Consider the following 16,952-nt stretch of genomic DNA (forward strand, 5'->3'; position numbering starts at 1 on the left):
AGGGCGGCCGGTCATGGACGTGGCGCTGATAGCGGTGGCGGGAACCCTGTTGGGCGTCATCGCCACCCACTGGTTCCAGGCGCGGGCCACCGAACGCACGGCCTCGCTCGCCCGGACCGAACAGCTCCGCCAGGAGCGGATCGCGACCTACAGCGCGTACGCGGGGGCGGTCGTCGACTACCGGCACAGCCAGAACGACCGCTGGTTCCGGGCCTTCAAGGAGCCCGGATCGGAGGAGGCGGAGGAGTCCCGCCACGCCTCCTACCGGCAGCGCACCGCCGCCCGGCAGGCGCTCTTCCGCGTGCAGCTGGTCTGCGACGACGCGCACATCCGCCGGCTCGCCGAGGCGGCCTTCGAGCAGACCCACTGCATGCACGAGGCGGAGGGCGAGGCGGAGCGCGCCCGCCGCTCCGCGCAGGCGAAGGAGGCGCTCGCCCTGTTCGTCTCCGCCGCCGCGCCCGGCGTCCGCTGACCGGGACGGCGGACATGGACCTCGTCGCACCCGTCGTCGTCGAACCGCTCAGAGGCCGCCGCTGCTCGGAGTGCCGGCAGGGCCCGCTGGAACGGATGATCGTCGAGTTCAACGCCCCGGTCTGTCTGGACTGCGCCGACCTCGGGCACCTGGTCTTCCTGCGCCGTGGCGACACGGCGCTCACCCGCCGGGCCCGTGAGCGCAGCACGCTCTGGGCCGTGGTGGTACGGCACAACCGGCGCCGTACCCGGTACGAACGGCAGGGCCTCCTCGTCGAGGAGGCGGCGCTCGCCGAGGCGGAGCTCGCCTGCCTGGCGGACGCGGAGGCACGGGCCAGGCGGCGGGCCAGGGACGCGGTACGGCGCGCGGCCCTGGACGCGGAGATCACCGAGGCCCTCCGGGCGGAGATCCTGCGGCTCTTCCCCTCCGTCCCGGCGGACCGGGCCACGGAGATCGCACTCCACGCCTCGGCGAAGGGCAGCGGACGGGTGGGGCGCACGGCCGCGGGCCGCTCGCTCGACCGCGGCGCCGTCACGGCCGCGGTGCGCGCCTCCGTACGGCACGTCGACACGCCGTACGACACGCTCCTGATGCGGGGGGTTCCACGGCACCAGGCCCGGACGAGGGTCGCTCCCGCCATCGAGGCGGTGCTCCGGGCCTGGCGTCGCGGCGGCGAGGACGCTCACGGCCGGGGACACGGCTGACGGCTCGGGTGTCAGCGCGCCTCGGCCGGTCCGCGGGGCCGGGACCGTCAGGCCTGGTCTCCGGCGCGGCGCGCGCGACGGTACAGCAGGGCGCCGCCGAGGAGCAGCGCGGCGCTGGCACCGGAGGCGTACCCGAGGGTGTCCGAACCGGTGGCGGCCAGAGCCGGGCCCTGCACACCCTGCGGCGCGGGGGCAGGGGCGGGCTTCTCGGTCTCGGTTTCCGTCTGCGGGACAGGCACGTTCCGGACGGGGGTCTGCGGGCGCGGCGTCGGCTTCTCGATCGGCTGCTCCGGCTTCGACGGGCCGTTGACCGACGTGTTGCCGAAGACCGGGTTGAGCACACCGACGACGTTGACCGAGTTCCCGCTGACGTTCACGGGGAGGTGGATCGGCAGCTGGACCCCGTTCCCGGAGAGGATGCCGGGCGATCCCTCGGCGCGGCCCTCGGCGGTGGCCCCGCCGCCGTTGGAGGAGCCGCCCTGCGAACCCCCGCCGTGGGAGCCGCCGGCCTGCTCGCCGCCCCGCGGGGTGCCGGGCTGGTCCTTGTGGGAACGGCCACCGCCGTCGCCCGACCCGTACCCCTCGGACTCCTGCTCGGCGGAGCGGTTGGCACAGCTGTTGCCGTAGGCCGGGTTGAGCAGACCGACGACGCTGACCGTGTTCCCGCAGACATTGACCGGGACGTGCACCGGCAGCTGAACCGTGTTGCCGGATCCGATGCCCGGCGAACCGACGGCGGCGCCCTGTGCGCCGGAGTCGGCGTGCGCGGCGCCCGCCGAGAGGGCGAGCGCTCCACCCGTGACCAACAGTGTGGCCAGACCACTTCGGCGAATCTGCCTCATGGCTTCCTGCCTTCCGGAGGTGTACACGGGCAAGTGCCCGTACCGGAATCAACGCGACAAACGCACGCGCCGGATCCGGCCGTTGACGGGTTTCACCCCATCGAGTGGCACCCGTTCGAGTGTCGGTCAGCCTCCCAGCAGGTCGGTGAGGGCTCCGACCGGGTCCTGATCGGGCTCGCCGCGCGGCCACCAGTCCTCACGTCCGGTGTCCGACTCATAGCCGTACCAGAGGCCGTCACGGCCGAGACGGAGCTGGAGGGACTCGGTGGAGAGCCGGTTGCGCCAGGGACGGAAGGCGGGGAAGTCGGCGGCGATCAGGGCGGGTCTGGCACGGTCGAACGGTCCGGCCGGCGGGTCCCACGGCTCTTCGAGGACGGCGAGTCCGGCGGCGCCGCCCTGCCGCCAGGCGGCGACGGCCCGGGCGAGATCCGTGGGGGTGCGGTCGAGCGCGTACGCCAGATCGCGGTAGAGGGCGCGGGTCGAGGCGGTGAGCCCGGAGCCGGGGTGCGCGGCGGCGAGCCGTACGGCGTCCTGCCACGGGGTGAGCGCGGCGACCGGGTCGCGGCCGGTGGCGAGGAAGGCGTGGGCGCGGGCAGCGGCCTCGGTGGCGAGGAGGTCGAGGGCGAGCGGGTCGGGCGCCTCGGGGTCGGGCGGGAAGACCGCCGGGCGGCCGGGGCGGTCCGGAAGCGGGAGCGGCGGGGGCAGCGGCGGCCCGGGCCGCTCCGTCGCGGCGAGCACCGCGCGGGCGGGAACCGTGGGCATCGGGGGTGCGGCGGCGATCGTCTCGGCGGCGGACCGAGCCGCGTTGCGCCGGGTGAGTTCGGCGAGGAGCTCCTGCTCGCCCCGGCCGCGCATCAGGAAGAGGACGAACGGATCCTCGTCGAGGAGCCGGGCTGCCTGGTAGCAGAGGGCGGCGGCGTGCTTGCAGGGGTAACCGTCGTCCGGGCAGGTGCAGTCGGGGACGAGGTCGCCGGGAGCGGGCAGCAGTCCGGTGACCGCCTCGAGGGCGTGCGGCACGTCCTTGTCGAGCAGGGCGGCGATGTGGTCGGGGCGTGCGGTGGCCTCGTCGAGGAACCGCTCCCAGCCGTCGTCGCCGAGCGTCCGCATCCTGATCTCGGCGCGGTACGGACGGGCCCGGCTGCCGTGGACATAGGCGACGACCCGGCCGGGCGTGACGGTGATCGCGTCGACGTGGCCGCGTCCCGCGTACGCCTTGCCGCGGGCGAGGCGGGCCGGGTCGAGGGCGGTGTCCTCCAGGGCCTCGACCCAGGCGTTGCCCCACCAGGTGGCGGCGAACCGCCCGTCGGGGGCCTCGCGGGGCGCGACCTGCGGGAAGCTGCGGCGGCGGTCGTCGTGGCGGGGGGCGGCTCCGCGGGCGCCCCTTGCGGTGGTCACGAGGGCCTCCTCAGGGACACCAGGTCGGCGAGCTCCCGGTCGGTCAGTTCGGTGAGGGCCGCCTCGCCGGAGCCCAGCACGGCGTCGGCGAGGGCACGCTTGGCGCGGAGCATCTCGGCGATCCGGTCCTCGACCGTGCCCTCGGCGACGAGCCGGTGGACCTGCACGGGCTGGGTCTGCCCGATGCGGTAGGCCCGGTCCGTCGCCTGCTCCTCGACGGCCGGGTTCCACCAGCGGTCGTAGTGGACGACATGGCCGGCCCGGGTGAGGTTGAGGCCGGTGCCCGCGGCCTTGAGGGAGAGCAGGAAGACCGGGACCTCGCCGGCCTGGAAGCGGTCGACCATCCGCTCCCGCTCGGCCACCGGGGTGCCGCCGTGGAGGAGTTGGGTCGGGATGCCGCGCGCGGCCAGATGGTCGGCGAGGAGCCGTGCCATCGACACGTACTGGGTGAAGACGAGCACCGAACCGTCCTCGGCGAGGATCGTGTCGAGGAGCTCGTCGAGCAGGGCGAGCTTCCCGGAACGGCCGGCGAGCCGCGCGGTACCCGCCCCCGGCGGCGCCTGTTCCTTCAGGTACTGGGCGGGGTGGTTGCAGATCTGCTTGAGGGAGGTCAGCAGCTTCATGACGAGGCCCCGGCGGGCCATGCCCTCGGCCTCCTCGATCCGCGCCATGGTCTCGCGGACGACCGCCTCGTAGAGCGAGGCCTGTTCCCGGGTGAGGGAGACGGGGTGGTCGGACTCGGTCTTGGGCGGCAGTTCGGGGACGATGCCGGGGTCGGACTTGCGGCGGCGCAGCAGGAAGGGCCGCACGAGCCGGGCGAGCCGCTCGACGGCCTCCGCGTGCTCGATCTCCTCGTTGTTCTCCACGGCACGCGCGTGCCGGGAGCGGAAGGCCTTGAGCGGGCCGAGGAGACCGGGGGTGGTCCAGTCGAGGAGCGCCCACAGTTCGGAGAGGTTGTTCTCCACGGGGGTGCCGGTGAGGGCGACCCGGGCGGGGGCGGGGATTTCGCGCAGTGCTCTGGCCGTCGCGGAGAACGGGTTCTTGACGTGCTGCGCCTCGTCGGCGACGACCATCCCCCACTCCCGCTCGGCGAGCCGGGCGGCGCTGGTGCGCAGGGTGCCGTACGTGGTGAGGACGAATCCGCCCTCGACACCGTGGAGGTCCCGGTCGGCGCCGTGGAAGCGTCGTACGGGCGCGCCGGGGGCGAACTTCTCCACCTCCCGCTGCCAGTTGCCGAGCAGGGACGCCGGACAGACGACGAGGGTCGGGGCGCGGCGGGCGCGGCGCAGATGGAGGGCGATGAGGGTGACGGTCTTGCCGAGGCCCATGTCGTCGGCGAGGCAGCCGCCGAGCCTGAGCGAGGTCATCAGGTCCAGCCAGGCGAGCCCCCGCAGCTGGTAGTCGCGGAGGGTGGCGGTCAGTCCGGGCGGGGCCTGCACGTCCTCGGGTCCCGCGAGGAGCCGGTCGCGGAGCGCGGCGAGTGCCCCGACGGGGACGGCGGGCACGGTCTCGCCGTCCACCTCGGCGGTGCCGGTGAGGGCGACGGCGAGGGCGTCGACCGGTTCGAGCAGGCCCAGCTCCCGCTTGCGGGCCTTGCGGACGAGGTCGGGATCGATGACGACCCACTGGTCGCGGAGGCGCACGATGGGCCGGTGGGCCTCGGCGAGCTGGTCCATCTCGCGCTCCGTGAGCGGATCGCCGTCGAGGGCCAGCTGCCAGTTGAACCGCAGGAGCTCCTCGCTGTCGAAGAAGGCGGTGCCGTCGGTCGCGGAGCCGGGCGCGGCCTGGGCGGCCCGGACGACGGCGGAGGCGCTGAGCGAACGGGCCAGCTCGCGGGGCCAGTGGACGGCGACCCCCGCGTCGGCGAGCCGGGCGGCGGCGGGGCCGAGCAGCTCGTACAGCTCGTCCTCGGTGACGGCGAGGACATCGGGTACGTCCCGCTCAAGGAGCCGGCCGAGCGGGGACCAGACGCGGGCGGCCCGGCGCAGCGCGAGGACGGCGTCGATCCGGGCGCGGGGGCCGAAATGCTCACCGTCCCCCGCCCAGAGTGCCGAGGCGTCGATGACGAGAGTCGGGTCGGCGAGGCTGTGGACCTGCAGGAGCGCGGCGGCCGCATGGCGCTCGCGCCCGGTGGTGCCCTCCCCATCGGCGTTGTCGGCGTTGTCGGCGCCGTCCGCGCTGTCGGCCGTGTCGAAGAGTTCGTACGGCGACAGGTCGAGGCGGAGCGAGACCCGGACCCCCGCGTCCATCCCGGCCGCCGCCTCGGCGGCCCAGGCCCGCGCTCGGGGCAGGTGCTGCGGCGGGCGCGCGGCGAACGGCGCCCCGACCGCGTGGGCGGCGGCCGGAGTACGGGGCAGCACATCGGCGACCGCGTCGAGGAAGGCCCGCACGAGGGCCTCGGGGTCGGGCAGCCGCAGCGGTCCCGGCCCGGGCACGGGCACGGCGTGCGCCTCGTACGGCAGGGCCGCGGCGACGGCCCGCAGATGGGCGATGTCGTCGGCGTCCAGGGGCCCCGCCCGCCAGGCGTCCAGGTCGTCGGCGGTCAGGCCGGGCAGCATCCGGCCGCGGGCCACCAGGTGCAGGGCGTGCAGGGCGGCGGCACCCCAGCCGGCGGTGGCGGGATGGGCCGCCGGATGGTGACGGGCCGCGACGAGGTGGGGCAGGGCGACGTCGACGGGGAGGGTCAGGGCGGGGACCGCACGACCGCGGGCCCCGGTGCCGTGCCGCCGTACGACGGTCAGCTCGACACGCTCCGCACCGCTCTGGGCACCGCCCTCCGCCGGATCGGGCAGCGCGCCTCCGTCGGGGGCCCAGAAGGCGACCCGTCCCTCACGGGGCAGGGCGGCCGGCAGGAAGACGGCGGCGCTGGTGATCCAGGTGTGTGCCACTGCTCCGCGCTCCTTCCACCGGGTGAGAGGTGTCGACTTCCACCGGCGATGTGTGTCGACCGGATCTCCGACCTTACGGGTGGGGTCTGACAACGGCCGCCACGCGGCTTCCCCCGGGCGGCCCAGCAGCGGATGACACCGGGCTCCGGGGGCGGGAGGGTGGCCTGAACACCTTCCCCACAGAAGAGGATCCGCCATGTCCGTTCGCCGGCGTCTCGCGACCGCCACCGGGGCCGTGCTGCTCACCTTCGCCGTCGCCGGTTGTTCGGGCCTGGGTCGCAGCGCGGTGGGCACGATCATGTACGAGACGGAGCGTGACGCGGCGGTGATGGTGACAAGCCCCCTGGTGAAGGGCTGCCACCGCCTCGCACCGGCCGGCGCGACCAAGGTCGAGAACAACACCCTGGTCGACATCGTGCTGTACCCGACGCGCGACTGTAAGGGCAAGGACTCCACCTACGTCCCCAGCAACAGCGGCAACGGGATCGTGCCGGACGCCCAGCCGTGGCACAGCTACAGGGTGATCCACTAGGCGCGTCTCCGGCGCCGGTTCCGCTTCCGCCGTCCCAGGGTCCATCCTGGAAGTGTGCCTCCAGAGGCTCGGACGGGGACGGTGACCGTCATGCGTACCGGGAACGAGCCGGCGACCGCGCGCAGTGCCCTGCGCCTGCGGTTCTGGCTGAGCGTGTGGGGTCTGCTCTGGGCCGTCTTCGGCACGACCGCGTTCTCGCTGGTGGGCCGCCCCGGCTGGGCCGCGGCCTGCGGGGTGCTGTTCCTGGTGGCCGCTTTCGACCTGGCGGTGGTGCTGCGCCACCTCCACCAGGGCCCGCATTGGCAGCCGGGCCGGAACATCCCGCCGTACGAACCCGACCACGGCGGCACGGGACGCTGAGGCCTCGGACCGCCTCTCTCCGTGGAGTCCCCGGCCGCCTACTTCTCCGTGTCGAACCCCGCCGCCCGGAGGTACTCCGGCTTCGGGTCGAGGGCGGCCGCGAGGCGGAAGTGGCGGGTGGCCTGGGCCGTCCGGCCCGAGCGCTCGAAGGTGCGGGCCAGCGCGAAGTGCGCGAACGCGTTGTCCGGCTCGCGCTCCAGGACCAGCTCGAACTCCAGCTGCGCCGGACGCAGCTGCGCGGCGGCGAAGAACGCACGGGCACGCAGCAGACGGGCCGCCGTGTTCTCGGGGTGGGCGGCGATCACCGAATCCAGGAGCTTCACGGCGCCCTGAGGGTCCCGCGCGGCCAGCAGGTGCTCGGCGGCGCGGAAATCGATGACGTGCGTTTCCGGGTCTCTGTCGGCCACCATGGCATCCTTCCCCTCGATCCGGTGGTTGAACACCGGACCCGGCGGCCGCATTCCACCGGCCTCACCGCCGCAGGGCGCTACACGGGGCCCGCTGCCCTGCGCTCCAGCTCGTCCCAGACCTTCCGCACCTGCGGTTCGAGGGCGTCGAGCGGTCCGTCGTTGTCGATCACGAGATCCGCGACGGCCAGCCGCTGCGCGCGCGTGGCCTGGGCCGCCATCCGGGCCCTCGCCTCGGACTCGGCCATGCCCCGGAGCCGTACGAGCCGGTCCAGCTGGGTCTCGGGCGAGGCGTCCACGACCACGACCAGGTCGTACAGCGGCGCGAGCCCGTTCTCGGTGAGCAGAGGTACGTCGTGGACGACGACGTCTCCCGTACCGGCGAGGCGCTCCAGCTCCGCCGACCGTGCCCCGACCAGGGGGTGGACGATGGCGTTGAGCGTGGCGAGGCGGTCGGCGTCGGCGAAGACGAGGGAGCCGAGCTTCGGCCGGTCGAGCGCCCCCTCATCGGTGAGGACGCCGTCCCCGAAGGCCTCGACGACGGCCGCGAGCCCCGGGGTGCCGGGCTCGACGACCTCGCGGGCGATCCGGTCCGCGTCGATCAGCACGGCCCCGTAGGAGACGAGCAGCCGTGACACTTCGCTCTTGCCGGCGCCGATCCCGCCGGTCAGGCCCACCTTCAGCATGAGCGGCAGCTTAGGGCCTGCTCCGGGCGGGTCAGGAGTCGCCCTCCCGCTCGGCGAGGAAGCGCTCGAACTCGCGGCCCAGCTCGTCCGCCGACGGCAGGTCGACCGGCTCGGCGACCAGGCTGCCGCGGGTCTCGGCCCCGGCCACCGCGTCGTACTGGTGCTCAAGACCCTGCACGAGCGCGACCAGCTCCTCGTCGCCCTCGCCGATCTGGCGGTCGATCTCGGTCTGGGTGCGGCGGGCCTCCGTCCGCAGGGAGTGCGCGACGGCGGGGAGGACGAGCCCGGTGGCGGCCGTGACGGCCTCGAGCGCGGTGAGGGCCGCGTCCGGGTACGGGGAGCGGGCGACGTAGTGCGGCACGTGCGCGGCGACACCGAGGGTGTCGTGCCCGGCCTCGGTGAGCCGGTACTCGACGAGCGACTCGGCGCTGCCGGGGACCTGGGCCTCGTCGAAGGGGCTGCGGTGGCCGGGCATGAGGTCGGTGCGGCTGCCGTGCGGGGTGAGCCCGACGGGACGGGTGTGCGGCACGCCCATGGGGATGCCGTGGAAGTTGACGGAGAGGCGCACGCCGAGTCGCTCGATGATCTGCCGTACGGCGGCAGCGAACCGCTCCCACTCGACGTCCGGCTCAGGACCGGACAGGACGAGGAAGGGCGCGCCGGTGGCGTCCTGGACGAGACGGACCTCGATGGACGGCGTCTCGTACGCCGTCCAGCGGTCGCGCTTGAAGGTCAGCAGCGGACGGCGGGCACGGTAGTCCACGAGCCGGTCGTGGTCGAAACGGGCCACCAGCTGGTGGGGCAGCGTGTCGAGCAGGCGCTCGACGATCTGCTCACCGGCCTCGCCCGCGTCGATGTAGCCGTCGAAGTGGTACAGCATGACCAGCCCGGCCGACTCCTGCGCGAGGGCCAGGTCGACGACGGCCAGACCCTTCGGGTCCCATTCGTACAACTCCTGGGGATCAAGCACGGTTACCGCTCCTCCTCGTGTCCTCTCTGGGAACGTCTCGTGCGGCGGCACCATTCCCGAGCCGCGCGATCTTCCGCCGGGACGGCGCGAACGGTGGCACTGGTCCAGACCTTGACATGACCACGGCCTCTCCCTACCGTCTCGGGACAGCATCGCGTTCAGCATCTCGGCCATCGTGCACATACAGGAACACCCCACTCCCCCACCCCACTCCCCCACCCCACTCCCCCACCGCACGGAAGGGATCCCCCATGCGCATCAGGACGCTGCTTCTCCCCCTCCTCCCGGCGCTCCTCGCCGTCCCCCTCGTCACCACCCCCGCCTCGGCGGCGACCATCGACGTCTCGACCGCCGCCCAGCTCAAGACGGCGCTCGTCAACGCCCGACCCGGCGACACGATCCGCCTCGCGGACGGCACGTACACCGGGAACTTCAAGGCCACCACACCGGGCACGTCCTCGGCCCGGATCACCCTGACCGGCTCCTCGCGCGCGGTGCTCACCGCCGGCGGCGGTTACGGACTGCACCTCAACGGCGCCTCGTACTGGACGGTCTCGGGCGTCACCGTCACCGGCGGCCAGAAGGGGATCATGACCGACGCCGCGAACGGCGTGGTGATCGACGGGGTGACCGTGCACGACCTGGACATGGAGGGTGTCCACTTCCGCAACTCCAGCAGGAACGGCGTCATCAGGAACTCCCGGATCTTCGACACGGGGAACGACGGCCGCGGCATGGGCGAGGGCGTGTACGTCGGCAGCGCCAACACCCTCAGCGACCGCAGCGACAACGCGCAGATCCTGAACAACGTCATCGGACCCGACGTCGGCGGTGAGAGCGTCGACATCAAGGAGGGCACCACCGGGGCGCGGATCGTCGGCAACACCTTCGACGGGCGCGGACTGACCGGCGCCAACTACGACGACTCCTGGGTCGACGTGAAGGGCAACGGCGTCCTCGTGGAGAACAACACCGGCGTCAACACCACGAACAACGGCTTCGAGACCCACACCCAGCAGAGCGGCTGGGGCTGCGGGACCGTCTTCCGCGGCAACCACGCGAACCTGACGGGCGCGACCGGGCCGCAGCGGCTCGCGATCAACGTGACGAACAGGAGCGGGTCCTGCCCGACGACGGTCTATGCCTCGAACACGGTCACCGGCGGGAACGGTCTGACCAACATCCCCGTCACCCCCTGAAACGGCACCGAGCATCGCACCGCCCCGGCCGGGGCCGGGGTGGAACGATGCCGACCGGCCCGGGAAACGACCGAGGCCCGCTCCCCCGAAGGGAAGCGGGCCTCGATTCGCTAGCGGCTAGCGCTCAGCGGAGAGCCTGTTCAGCTCTGGCCGCCGGCCAGCTTCTCGCGCAGGGCGGCAAGGGCCTCGTCCGACGCCAGGGCGCCGGAGTTGTCGTCCGACTCCGAGGAGTACGAACCACCCGAGATGCCCGCACCGGCGTTGCCACCGGCGGCCGGGGCGGCAGCGCCCTCGGCAGCAGCGGCCTCGTCGGCCTCGCGGGACTTGATGACCTGAGCCTGGTGCTGCTCGAAACGAGCCTGCGCCTCGGCGTACTGGGTCTCCCAGGCCTCGCGCTGGGTCTCGAAGCCCTCGAGCCAGTCGTTGGTCTCGGGGTCGAAGCCCTCGGGGTAGATGTAGTTGCCCTGGTCGTCGTAGGACGCGGCCATGCCGTACAGGGTCGGGTCGAACTCGACCGAGGCCGGGTCGGCACCGAAGGACTCGTTGGCCTGCTTCAGCGAGAGGCTGATGCGACGACGCTCGAGGTCGATGTCGATGACCTTGACGAAGATCTCGTCGTTGACCTGGACGACCTGCTCCGGGATCTCCACGTGGCGCTCGGCCAGCTCGGAGATGTGGACCAGACCCTCGATGCCCTCGTCCACGCGGACGAACGCACCGAACGGAACCAGCTTGGTGACCTTACCCGGGACGACCTGGCCGATCTGGTGGGTCCGGGCGAACTGCTGCCACGGGTCCTCCTGCGTCGCCTTCAGCGACAGGGAGACACGCTCGCGGTCCATGTCGACGTCGAGGACCTCGACGGTGACCTCCTGGCCGACCTCGACAACCTCGGACGGGTGGTCGATGTGCTTCCAGGACAGCTCGGAGACGTGCACGAGGCCGTCGACGCCGCCCAGGTCCACGAACGCACCGAAGTTGACGATCGAGGAGACGACGCCGGAGCGGACCTGACCCTTCTGCAGGGTGGTGAGGAACGTCTGGCGAACCTCGGACTGGGTCTGCTCGAGCCAGGCGCGGCGGGACAGGACCACGTTGTTGCGGTTCTTGTCCAGCTCGATGATCTTCGCCTCGAGCTCCTTGCCCACGTAGGGCTGGAGGTCGCGGACGCGGCGCATCTCGACGAGGGAGGCCGGCAGGAAGCCGCGGAGGCCGATGTCGAGGATGAGACCACCCTTGACGACCTCGATGACGGTACCGGTGACGATGCCGTCTTCTTCCTTGATCTTCTCGATGGTGCCCCAGGCGCGCTCGTACTGGGCGCGCTTCTTCGAGAGGATCAGGCGGCCTTCCTTGTCCTCCTTCTGGAGAACCAGGGCCTCGATCTCGTCGCCGACCTTGACGACCTCGTTCGGGTCGACGTCGTGCTTGATCGAGAGCTCACGGCTCGGGATCACGCCCTCGGTCTTGTAACCGATGTCGAGCAGGACCTCGTCCCGGTCGACCTTCACGATGACGCCGTCGACGATGTCGCCGTCGTTGAAGTACTTGATCGTCTCGTCGATCGCGGCGAGGAAGGCTTCCTCGTTACCGATGTCGTTGACCGCAACCTGCGGGGTGGTGCTGGTGGCGGTGGTCTCGGTGCTGCTCGTCATGTGGGAAAGGGCTCCGGTTACGGACAGAAAGTCGTAGGTACTGCTACGCCGTGAGCCCGTATCGCACCAAGAAGCCGGACAGCCAATGAGGCACCTTCCGCGAACGGCAGGAACCCCGAAAACCGAGGGGACATACAACAGGTACGAGCGCGGCCTGCTCCGTCTGAGGCGCGCAGGCCCGCAGCGCAACCTTTAGCATACGGGGGCGGCCGGACAGGGTCAATGCGCGAAGCGCGCACCCGGGGCAGAACGCCTCAACTCCGGCGCCACTCATGTCCTTACGCGCCGCGACGGCGGGGGCCGCCGCACGGCGGCACTGAGCGCAAACTACATCGGCGGGCGAGATGAACCAAGAGTACGAACAGGAAGTGCCCCAGGACTCTGCCGAGGACGAGGCGGAGGCGACCCGGCGTGACGCGGGGGACGCGGAGAGCAGCCGGGCCAGCCGTGGCTGGTGGGACAGGAACGCCGACGAGTACCAGAGCGACCACGGCTCCTTCCTCGGCGACGACCGGTTCGTGTGGGGTCCCGAGGGGCTCGACGAGGCCGAGGCCGGCCTCCTCGGGCCCGCCTCCTCGCTCAAGGGTCTCGACGTCCTGGAGATCGGGGCGGGCGCGGCGCAGTGCTCGCGGTGGCTGGCGGCGCAGGGGGCGCGGCCGGTGGCGCTCGACCTCTCGCACCGGCAGCTCCAGCACGCGCTGCGGATCGGCGGGGAGGTGCCGCTGGTGGAGGCGGACGCCGGGGAGCTGCCGTTCCGGGACGGCTCCTTCGACCTGGCGTGCTCGGCGTACGGCGCGGTGCCGTTCGTCGCCGACCCGGTGCGGGTGTTCCGGGAGGTACGACGGGTGCTGCGGCCCGGTGGCCGGTGGGTCTTCTCGGTGACGCATCCGATCCGCTGGGCGTTCCCCGACGAGCCCGGCCCCGAGGGTCTGTCGGTCGCGGCCTCGTATTTCGACCGCACCCCTTATGTGGAGCAGGACGAGCAGGGCCGGGCCGTGTACGTGGAGCACCACCGGACGATCGGCGACCGGGTGCGGGACGTGGTGGCCGGCGGCTTCCGTCTGGTGGACCTCGTCGAGCCGGAGTGGCCGGAGTGGAACAGCCAGGAGTGGGGCGGCTGGTCCCCGCTGCGGGGGAACCTGATCCCGGGGACGGCGATCTTCGTCTGCGAACGCATGGAGTAGCGGAGTACTCGAGTACGGGAGCAGCGGAGTAGTCGTATTAAATGGTGGGCCCTGTGGACAACGGGGCCCACCTTTTTCGCGTCTCGTACGAGACTGACTGCGTGATCCGAAACGACGCACTCGACCGTCTCCCCGTCCGCCATGCCGTCCCCGAGCTGCTCGCCGCGCTCGACCGGCGCGGTACGGCCGTGTTGTCCGCGCCTCCCGGCACCGGCAAGACGACGCTGGTGCCGCTCGCGCTCGCGGGTCTCATAGGGGAGGGACCGCGGCGGCGGGTGCTGGTGGCCGAGCCCCGCCGGATGGCGGTACGGGCGGCCGCCCGGCGGATGGCGTGGCTGCTCGGCGAGGAGGCCGGCGGCACGGTCGGCTTCTCCGTGCGCGGCGAGCGGCGGACCGGTCCCGCGACCCGGGTCGAGGTGGTGACCACGGGCATCCTGCTCCAGCGGCTCCAGCGCGACCCGGAGCTGGCGGGCGTGGACGTGGTCCTGCTCGACGAGTGCCACGAACGGCACCTGGACGCCGACACGGCCATGGCCTTCCTCGTGGACGTACGGGCCACCCTGCGCCCGGAGCTGAAGCTGATCGCCGCGTCGGCGACGAGCGACGCGGCGGCATGGGCGGACCTCCTCACGGTCCTGGACGGGACCGGGCCGGCGCCGGTGGTGTGGAGCAAGGGCGAGGGACACGGTTGCCGGGTCTTCTTCGCGGCGCCGCCCCCGGGCGTCCGGCCGGCCCACGGCACCTGGGTGGACCCCGCGCTGCTGCGGCACGTCGCCGCGACGGTCCGGCTCGCGATGGAGCGGCACGAAGGGGACGTCCTCTGCTTCCTGCCGGGGACGGGGGAGATCGCGCGGACGGCCGGGATGCTGGCCGGCGTCGACGCGGAGGTGCTGCAGCTGCACGGACGGGCACCGGCGGCGGTGCAGGACGCGGTGCTGCGCGGTCCGGAGCCGGGCGGACGGCGGCGGGTGGTGCTCGCGACCTCGGTGGCGGAGTCCAGCCTGACGGTGCCGGGGGTGCGGATCGTCGTGGACTCGGGGCTCGCACGGGAGCCGCGCATGGATCACGCCCGCGGGCTCGGCTCGCTCGCGACGGTGACGGTCTCGGAGGCGACGGCGACGCAGCGCCTCGGCCGGGCCGGCCGGGAGGCCTTCGGTTTCGTGTACCGCTGCTGGGCGGAGGCGAGCGACGGGGGCAGGCCCCGCTTCCCGTCCCCGGAGATCAAGGTCGCCGACCTCTCGGACTTCGCCCTGCGGGCCGCCTGCTGGGGCGATCCGACGGCCGAGGGGCTCGCGCTGCTCGACGCACCGCCCGCCGGGGCGATGGCGGCGGCCCGGTCGGTCCTCGGCTCGATCGGAGCCGTGGACACGGACGGCCGCGCCACGGACCGGGGGGTCCGCCTGTCCCGGCTCGGGCTCCACCCCCGGCTCGGCCGCGCCCTTCTGGACGGTGCGGCGGAGGTCGGGGTGCGGCGGGCCGCGGAGGTGGTGGCACTGCTGAGCGAGGAACCGCCGCGCGACTACGGGGACGATCTGGCGGCGGCCTGGCGCGCGGCCCGCCGGGGCACCGACGGGTACGGCGCCCGGTGGAAGGCGGAGGCGCGCCGCTTGGAGAGGTCGGCGGCCGAGTCGGTGAGCGGCAAGGGCTCGGGGGGCGGCGTCTTGGTGGGCGGCGCGGGCTCCGGGGGCGGGGGTGGTGCGGTGGTGGGCGAGGACGTGGTGGCCGGGCTCGTGACGGCGCTGGCGTTTCCCGAGCGGGTGGCAAGGGCCAGGGAGCAGGAGGGCTATCTGATGGTGTCGGGGAGCGGGGCGCGGCTCGCCGAGGGTTCCGCGCTGCGCGCCAGCCCGTGGCTGGCCGTGGCGGTGGCGGACCGTACGGCGCGGGACGCCACGGCGCGGGTGCGGCTGGCCGCCGTGGTGGACGAGGACATGGCGCGGCGGGCGGCCGGTCATCTGCGGTCCACGGGTGAGGAGGTCCGGTGGGAGGACGGGGACGTGGTCGCCCGCTCGGTGGACCGGCTGGGCGCGGTCGAGCTGACGGTCCGGCCGCTGGGGGCTGGGGCGCGGCCCGCGCTCGTACGGGAGGCGCTGCTCGACGGCCTGCGGCGGGAGGGGCTCGGGCTTCTGCGGTGGAGCCGGGAGGCCGGGGAGCTCCGTGAGCGGCTCGCCTTCCTCCACCGGCAGCTGGGGGAACCCTGGCCTGACATGGCGGACGGGGCACTGGTCGACCGGGCCGGGGAGTGGCTGGAGCCGGAGCTGTCCCGGGCGGGGCGCCGGGCGGATCTGGGGCGGATCGACGCCGGTGAGGCGCTGCGGCGGCTGTTGCCGTGGGCGTCGGGCGAGGCGGGCCGGCTGGGAGAGCTGGCGCCCGAGCGGATCGAGGTGCCGAGCGGTTCGCGGATCCGGGTCGAGTACGGGGGTGAGCGGCCGGTGCTCGCGGTGAAGCTCCAGGAGCTGTTCGGGCTGGCCGAGACGCCCCGGGTGGCGGGGGTCCCGGTGCTCGTCCATCTCCTCTCCCCCGCCGGGCGGCCGGCGGCCGTGACCGCCGATCTGGCGTCGTTCTGGCGGGACGGCTACCGGGCGGTGCGCGCGGAGCTGAGGGGGCGGTACCCGAAGCACCCGTGGCCGGAGGATCCGTCCACGGCGGAACCGACCCGGCACACGAGCGCGCGGCTCAGACGGGAGGGGTGACCGGGGCGGTGGCGGGTTCCGGTGCGGGGCGGCGGGAGCGGGCCTCGAGCCAGAGGGCGAGAGCGAGGAGGAGCAGCGCCAGGAACGTGAGGCTCCACGGGAGGTAGGAGACGAGCATGAGGACCATGAGGCGGTTGGAGGAGACCATCTCGCCGACGCTGTCGATGTAGTCCTCGCGCATCTTCACGTGCCCCTCGAAGACGGTGAGGGTGTCCCGGCCCATCAGCGCCCTGGCGTTGCGGAGTTCCTCCTTGTGGATCTCCTCGCCGTTGACGGGGGCGCCGGTGACCGGCTCGATCCAGAACATCCGCTTGGTCGTGTACCAGCGGGTGAGGCCGGACTCGGCGATGACCTCCGGGGGGATCTTGACCGGCATCGTCTTGGGCATGGGGACCTCGGTCCAGGGGATGGTCTGCTCGAAGTAGTAGACCTCCATGCCGCGGAAGGTGCGGGTGCCCTTGTAGTGGATGGGCGCCGAGGTCCGGGTCTGGGCGTCGAAGTACTGGTAGTCGCGCTTCTCGGTGAGGAAGGGCCACTTGAACTCGATGCCCTCGCGCCGCACGGGATCGCCGTCGACCATCTCGCCGGTGGCGTGGACGGGGTCCTGGGTGTGGGCGTCGAAGATGTACCGCTCGGGGACCCGGGAGACCATCTTGCCGTCGGGTCCCGTGATGTAGGCGAGGGCGTCCCAGACGACGACGTCGCGCCCGGCGTCGCGTTCGATGCGCCGCGACTCCTCCACGTTGCCCTTGAGGGTCTGGATGATCGTGATCTTGTCGACCTTCTCGGCCTTGAGGGTGGAGTAGTCGAGGAGGGTCGCCGGCTTCGCCTCGAGGACGGTCTCCTGGTACTGGTTCGGCGGAATCTTCGCGAGGCGGGGGAAGGCGTACCAGCGCAGGGTCGGCGCCATCGCGGCGCAGAAGACGGCGAGGGCGAGGAGGACGAGGCTCGCTCGGCGGCGCACGGTC

The 16,952-nt window shown here is 73.0% G+C and carries 15 protein-coding genes; 7 read left to right on the plus strand and 8 right to left on the minus strand.

The window, feature by feature from the left end; translation table 11 throughout:
• Positions 1–13 precede the first annotated feature (13 nt).
• Both ACZ4VK_RS00845 and ACZ4VK_RS00850 read left to right on the plus strand, forming a co-directional pair.
• Entirely contained in the window at positions 14–472 is a 459-nt protein-coding gene (locus ACZ4VK_RS00845; protein ID WP_468347082.1) for a hypothetical protein, read from the plus strand.
• Between the two features lie 14 nt (positions 473–486).
• The gene (locus ACZ4VK_RS00850) at positions 487–1,176 is read left to right on the plus strand and encodes a DUF2293 domain-containing protein (RefSeq protein WP_468347084.1); all 690 of its coding nucleotides are present in this window, start codon (positions 487–489) and stop codon (positions 1,174–1,176) included.
• A 47-nt stretch (positions 1,177–1,223) separates the two neighbouring features.
• On the opposite strand, the gene ACZ4VK_RS00855 is transcribed toward ACZ4VK_RS00850, so the two are convergent.
• The 3 genes from ACZ4VK_RS00855 to ACZ4VK_RS00865 form a co-directional block, all read right to left on the minus strand.
• A complete protein-coding gene (locus ACZ4VK_RS00855) occupies positions 1,224–2,018 on the minus strand; it encodes a chaplin (RefSeq protein ID WP_468347086.1) in 795 nt (264 codons plus the stop codon).
• 126 nt (positions 2,019–2,144) lie between these two features.
• Complete coding sequence (locus tag ACZ4VK_RS00860) at positions 2,145–3,413, minus strand: SWIM zinc finger family protein (RefSeq protein WP_468347088.1); 1,269 nt, start codon at positions 3,411–3,413, stop codon at positions 2,145–2,147.
• A complete protein-coding gene (locus tag ACZ4VK_RS00865) occupies positions 3,410–6,301 on the minus strand; it encodes a DEAD/DEAH box helicase (protein ID WP_468347090.1) in 2,892 nt (963 codons plus the stop codon). Before ACZ4VK_RS00865 ends, ACZ4VK_RS00860 begins: the two co-directional genes overlap by 4 nt.
• Positions 6,302–6,497: 196 nt before the next feature.
• Between ACZ4VK_RS00865 and ACZ4VK_RS00870 the strand changes: the two genes are divergently transcribed.
• Together ACZ4VK_RS00870 and ACZ4VK_RS00875 are read left to right on the plus strand one after the other, a co-directional pair.
• On the plus strand, positions 6,498–6,833 hold the full coding sequence (locus ACZ4VK_RS00870; RefSeq protein ID WP_468347092.1) for a hypothetical protein: 336 nt from the start codon (positions 6,498–6,500) through the stop codon (positions 6,831–6,833).
• 90 nt (positions 6,834–6,923) lie between these two features.
• Positions 6,924–7,193 carry a DUF6343 family protein gene (locus ACZ4VK_RS00875; protein WP_468347094.1) on the plus strand — a complete coding sequence of 90 codons (270 nt, stop codon included), beginning with the start codon at positions 6,924–6,926 and terminating at the stop codon, positions 7,191–7,193.
• A 38-nt stretch (positions 7,194–7,231) separates the two neighbouring features.
• Here ACZ4VK_RS00875 and ACZ4VK_RS00880 read toward each other — a convergent pair whose 3' ends face one another.
• The 3 genes from ACZ4VK_RS00880 to ACZ4VK_RS00890 form a co-directional block, all read right to left on the minus strand.
• Positions 7,232–7,603 carry a tetratricopeptide repeat protein gene (locus ACZ4VK_RS00880; RefSeq protein ID WP_468347096.1) on the minus strand — a complete coding sequence of 124 codons (372 nt, stop codon included), beginning with the start codon at positions 7,601–7,603 and terminating at the stop codon, positions 7,232–7,234.
• A 77-nt stretch (positions 7,604–7,680) separates the two neighbouring features.
• Positions 7,681–8,286, minus strand: a complete 606-nt coding sequence (gene coaE, locus ACZ4VK_RS00885; RefSeq protein WP_468347098.1) for a dephospho-CoA kinase — start codon at positions 8,284–8,286, stop codon at positions 7,681–7,683.
• A 31-nt stretch (positions 8,287–8,317) separates the two neighbouring features.
• The gene (locus tag ACZ4VK_RS00890; RefSeq protein ID WP_468347099.1) at positions 8,318–9,256 is read right to left on the minus strand and encodes a PAC2 family protein; all 939 of its coding nucleotides are present in this window, start codon (positions 9,254–9,256) and stop codon (positions 8,318–8,320) included.
• 251 nt (positions 9,257–9,507) lie between these two features.
• Here ACZ4VK_RS00890 and ACZ4VK_RS00895 point away from each other — a divergent pair, with 251 nt between their 5' ends.
• On the plus strand, positions 9,508–10,455 hold the full coding sequence (locus ACZ4VK_RS00895) for a right-handed parallel beta-helix repeat-containing protein (protein ID WP_468347101.1): 948 nt from the start codon (positions 9,508–9,510) through the stop codon (positions 10,453–10,455).
• 140 nt (positions 10,456–10,595) lie between these two features.
• On the opposite strand, the gene rpsA is transcribed toward ACZ4VK_RS00895, so the two are convergent.
• A complete protein-coding gene (gene rpsA, locus ACZ4VK_RS00900; RefSeq protein ID WP_030325237.1) occupies positions 10,596–12,110 on the minus strand; it encodes a 30S ribosomal protein S1 in 1,515 nt (504 codons plus the stop codon).
• 344 nt (positions 12,111–12,454) lie between these two features.
• On the opposite strand from rpsA, the gene ACZ4VK_RS00905 reads away from it, so the two are divergent.
• Together ACZ4VK_RS00905 and hrpB are read left to right on the plus strand one after the other, a co-directional pair.
• The gene (locus ACZ4VK_RS00905) at positions 12,455–13,294 is read left to right on the plus strand and encodes a class I SAM-dependent methyltransferase (RefSeq protein ID WP_468347103.1); all 840 of its coding nucleotides are present in this window, start codon (positions 12,455–12,457) and stop codon (positions 13,292–13,294) included.
• A gap of 101 nt (positions 13,295–13,395) precedes the next feature.
• Positions 13,396–15,984 (plus strand): ATP-dependent helicase HrpB, encoded by a 2,589-nt coding sequence (gene hrpB / locus ACZ4VK_RS00910; RefSeq protein ID WP_468347105.1) that lies wholly within the window; start codon positions 13,396–13,398, stop codon positions 15,982–15,984.
• Here hrpB and pgfA read toward each other — a convergent pair.
• Complete coding sequence (pgfA, locus tag ACZ4VK_RS00915) at positions 15,968–16,948, minus strand: cell envelope lipid trafficking protein PgfA (RefSeq protein ID WP_468347107.1); 981 nt, start codon at positions 16,946–16,948, stop codon at positions 15,968–15,970. The genes hrpB and pgfA overlap by 17 nt on opposite strands.
• Between the last annotated feature and the right edge of the window lie 4 nt (positions 16,949–16,952).

It is taken from the genome of Streptomyces sp. NPDC028711 (genome assembly GCF_055565415.1).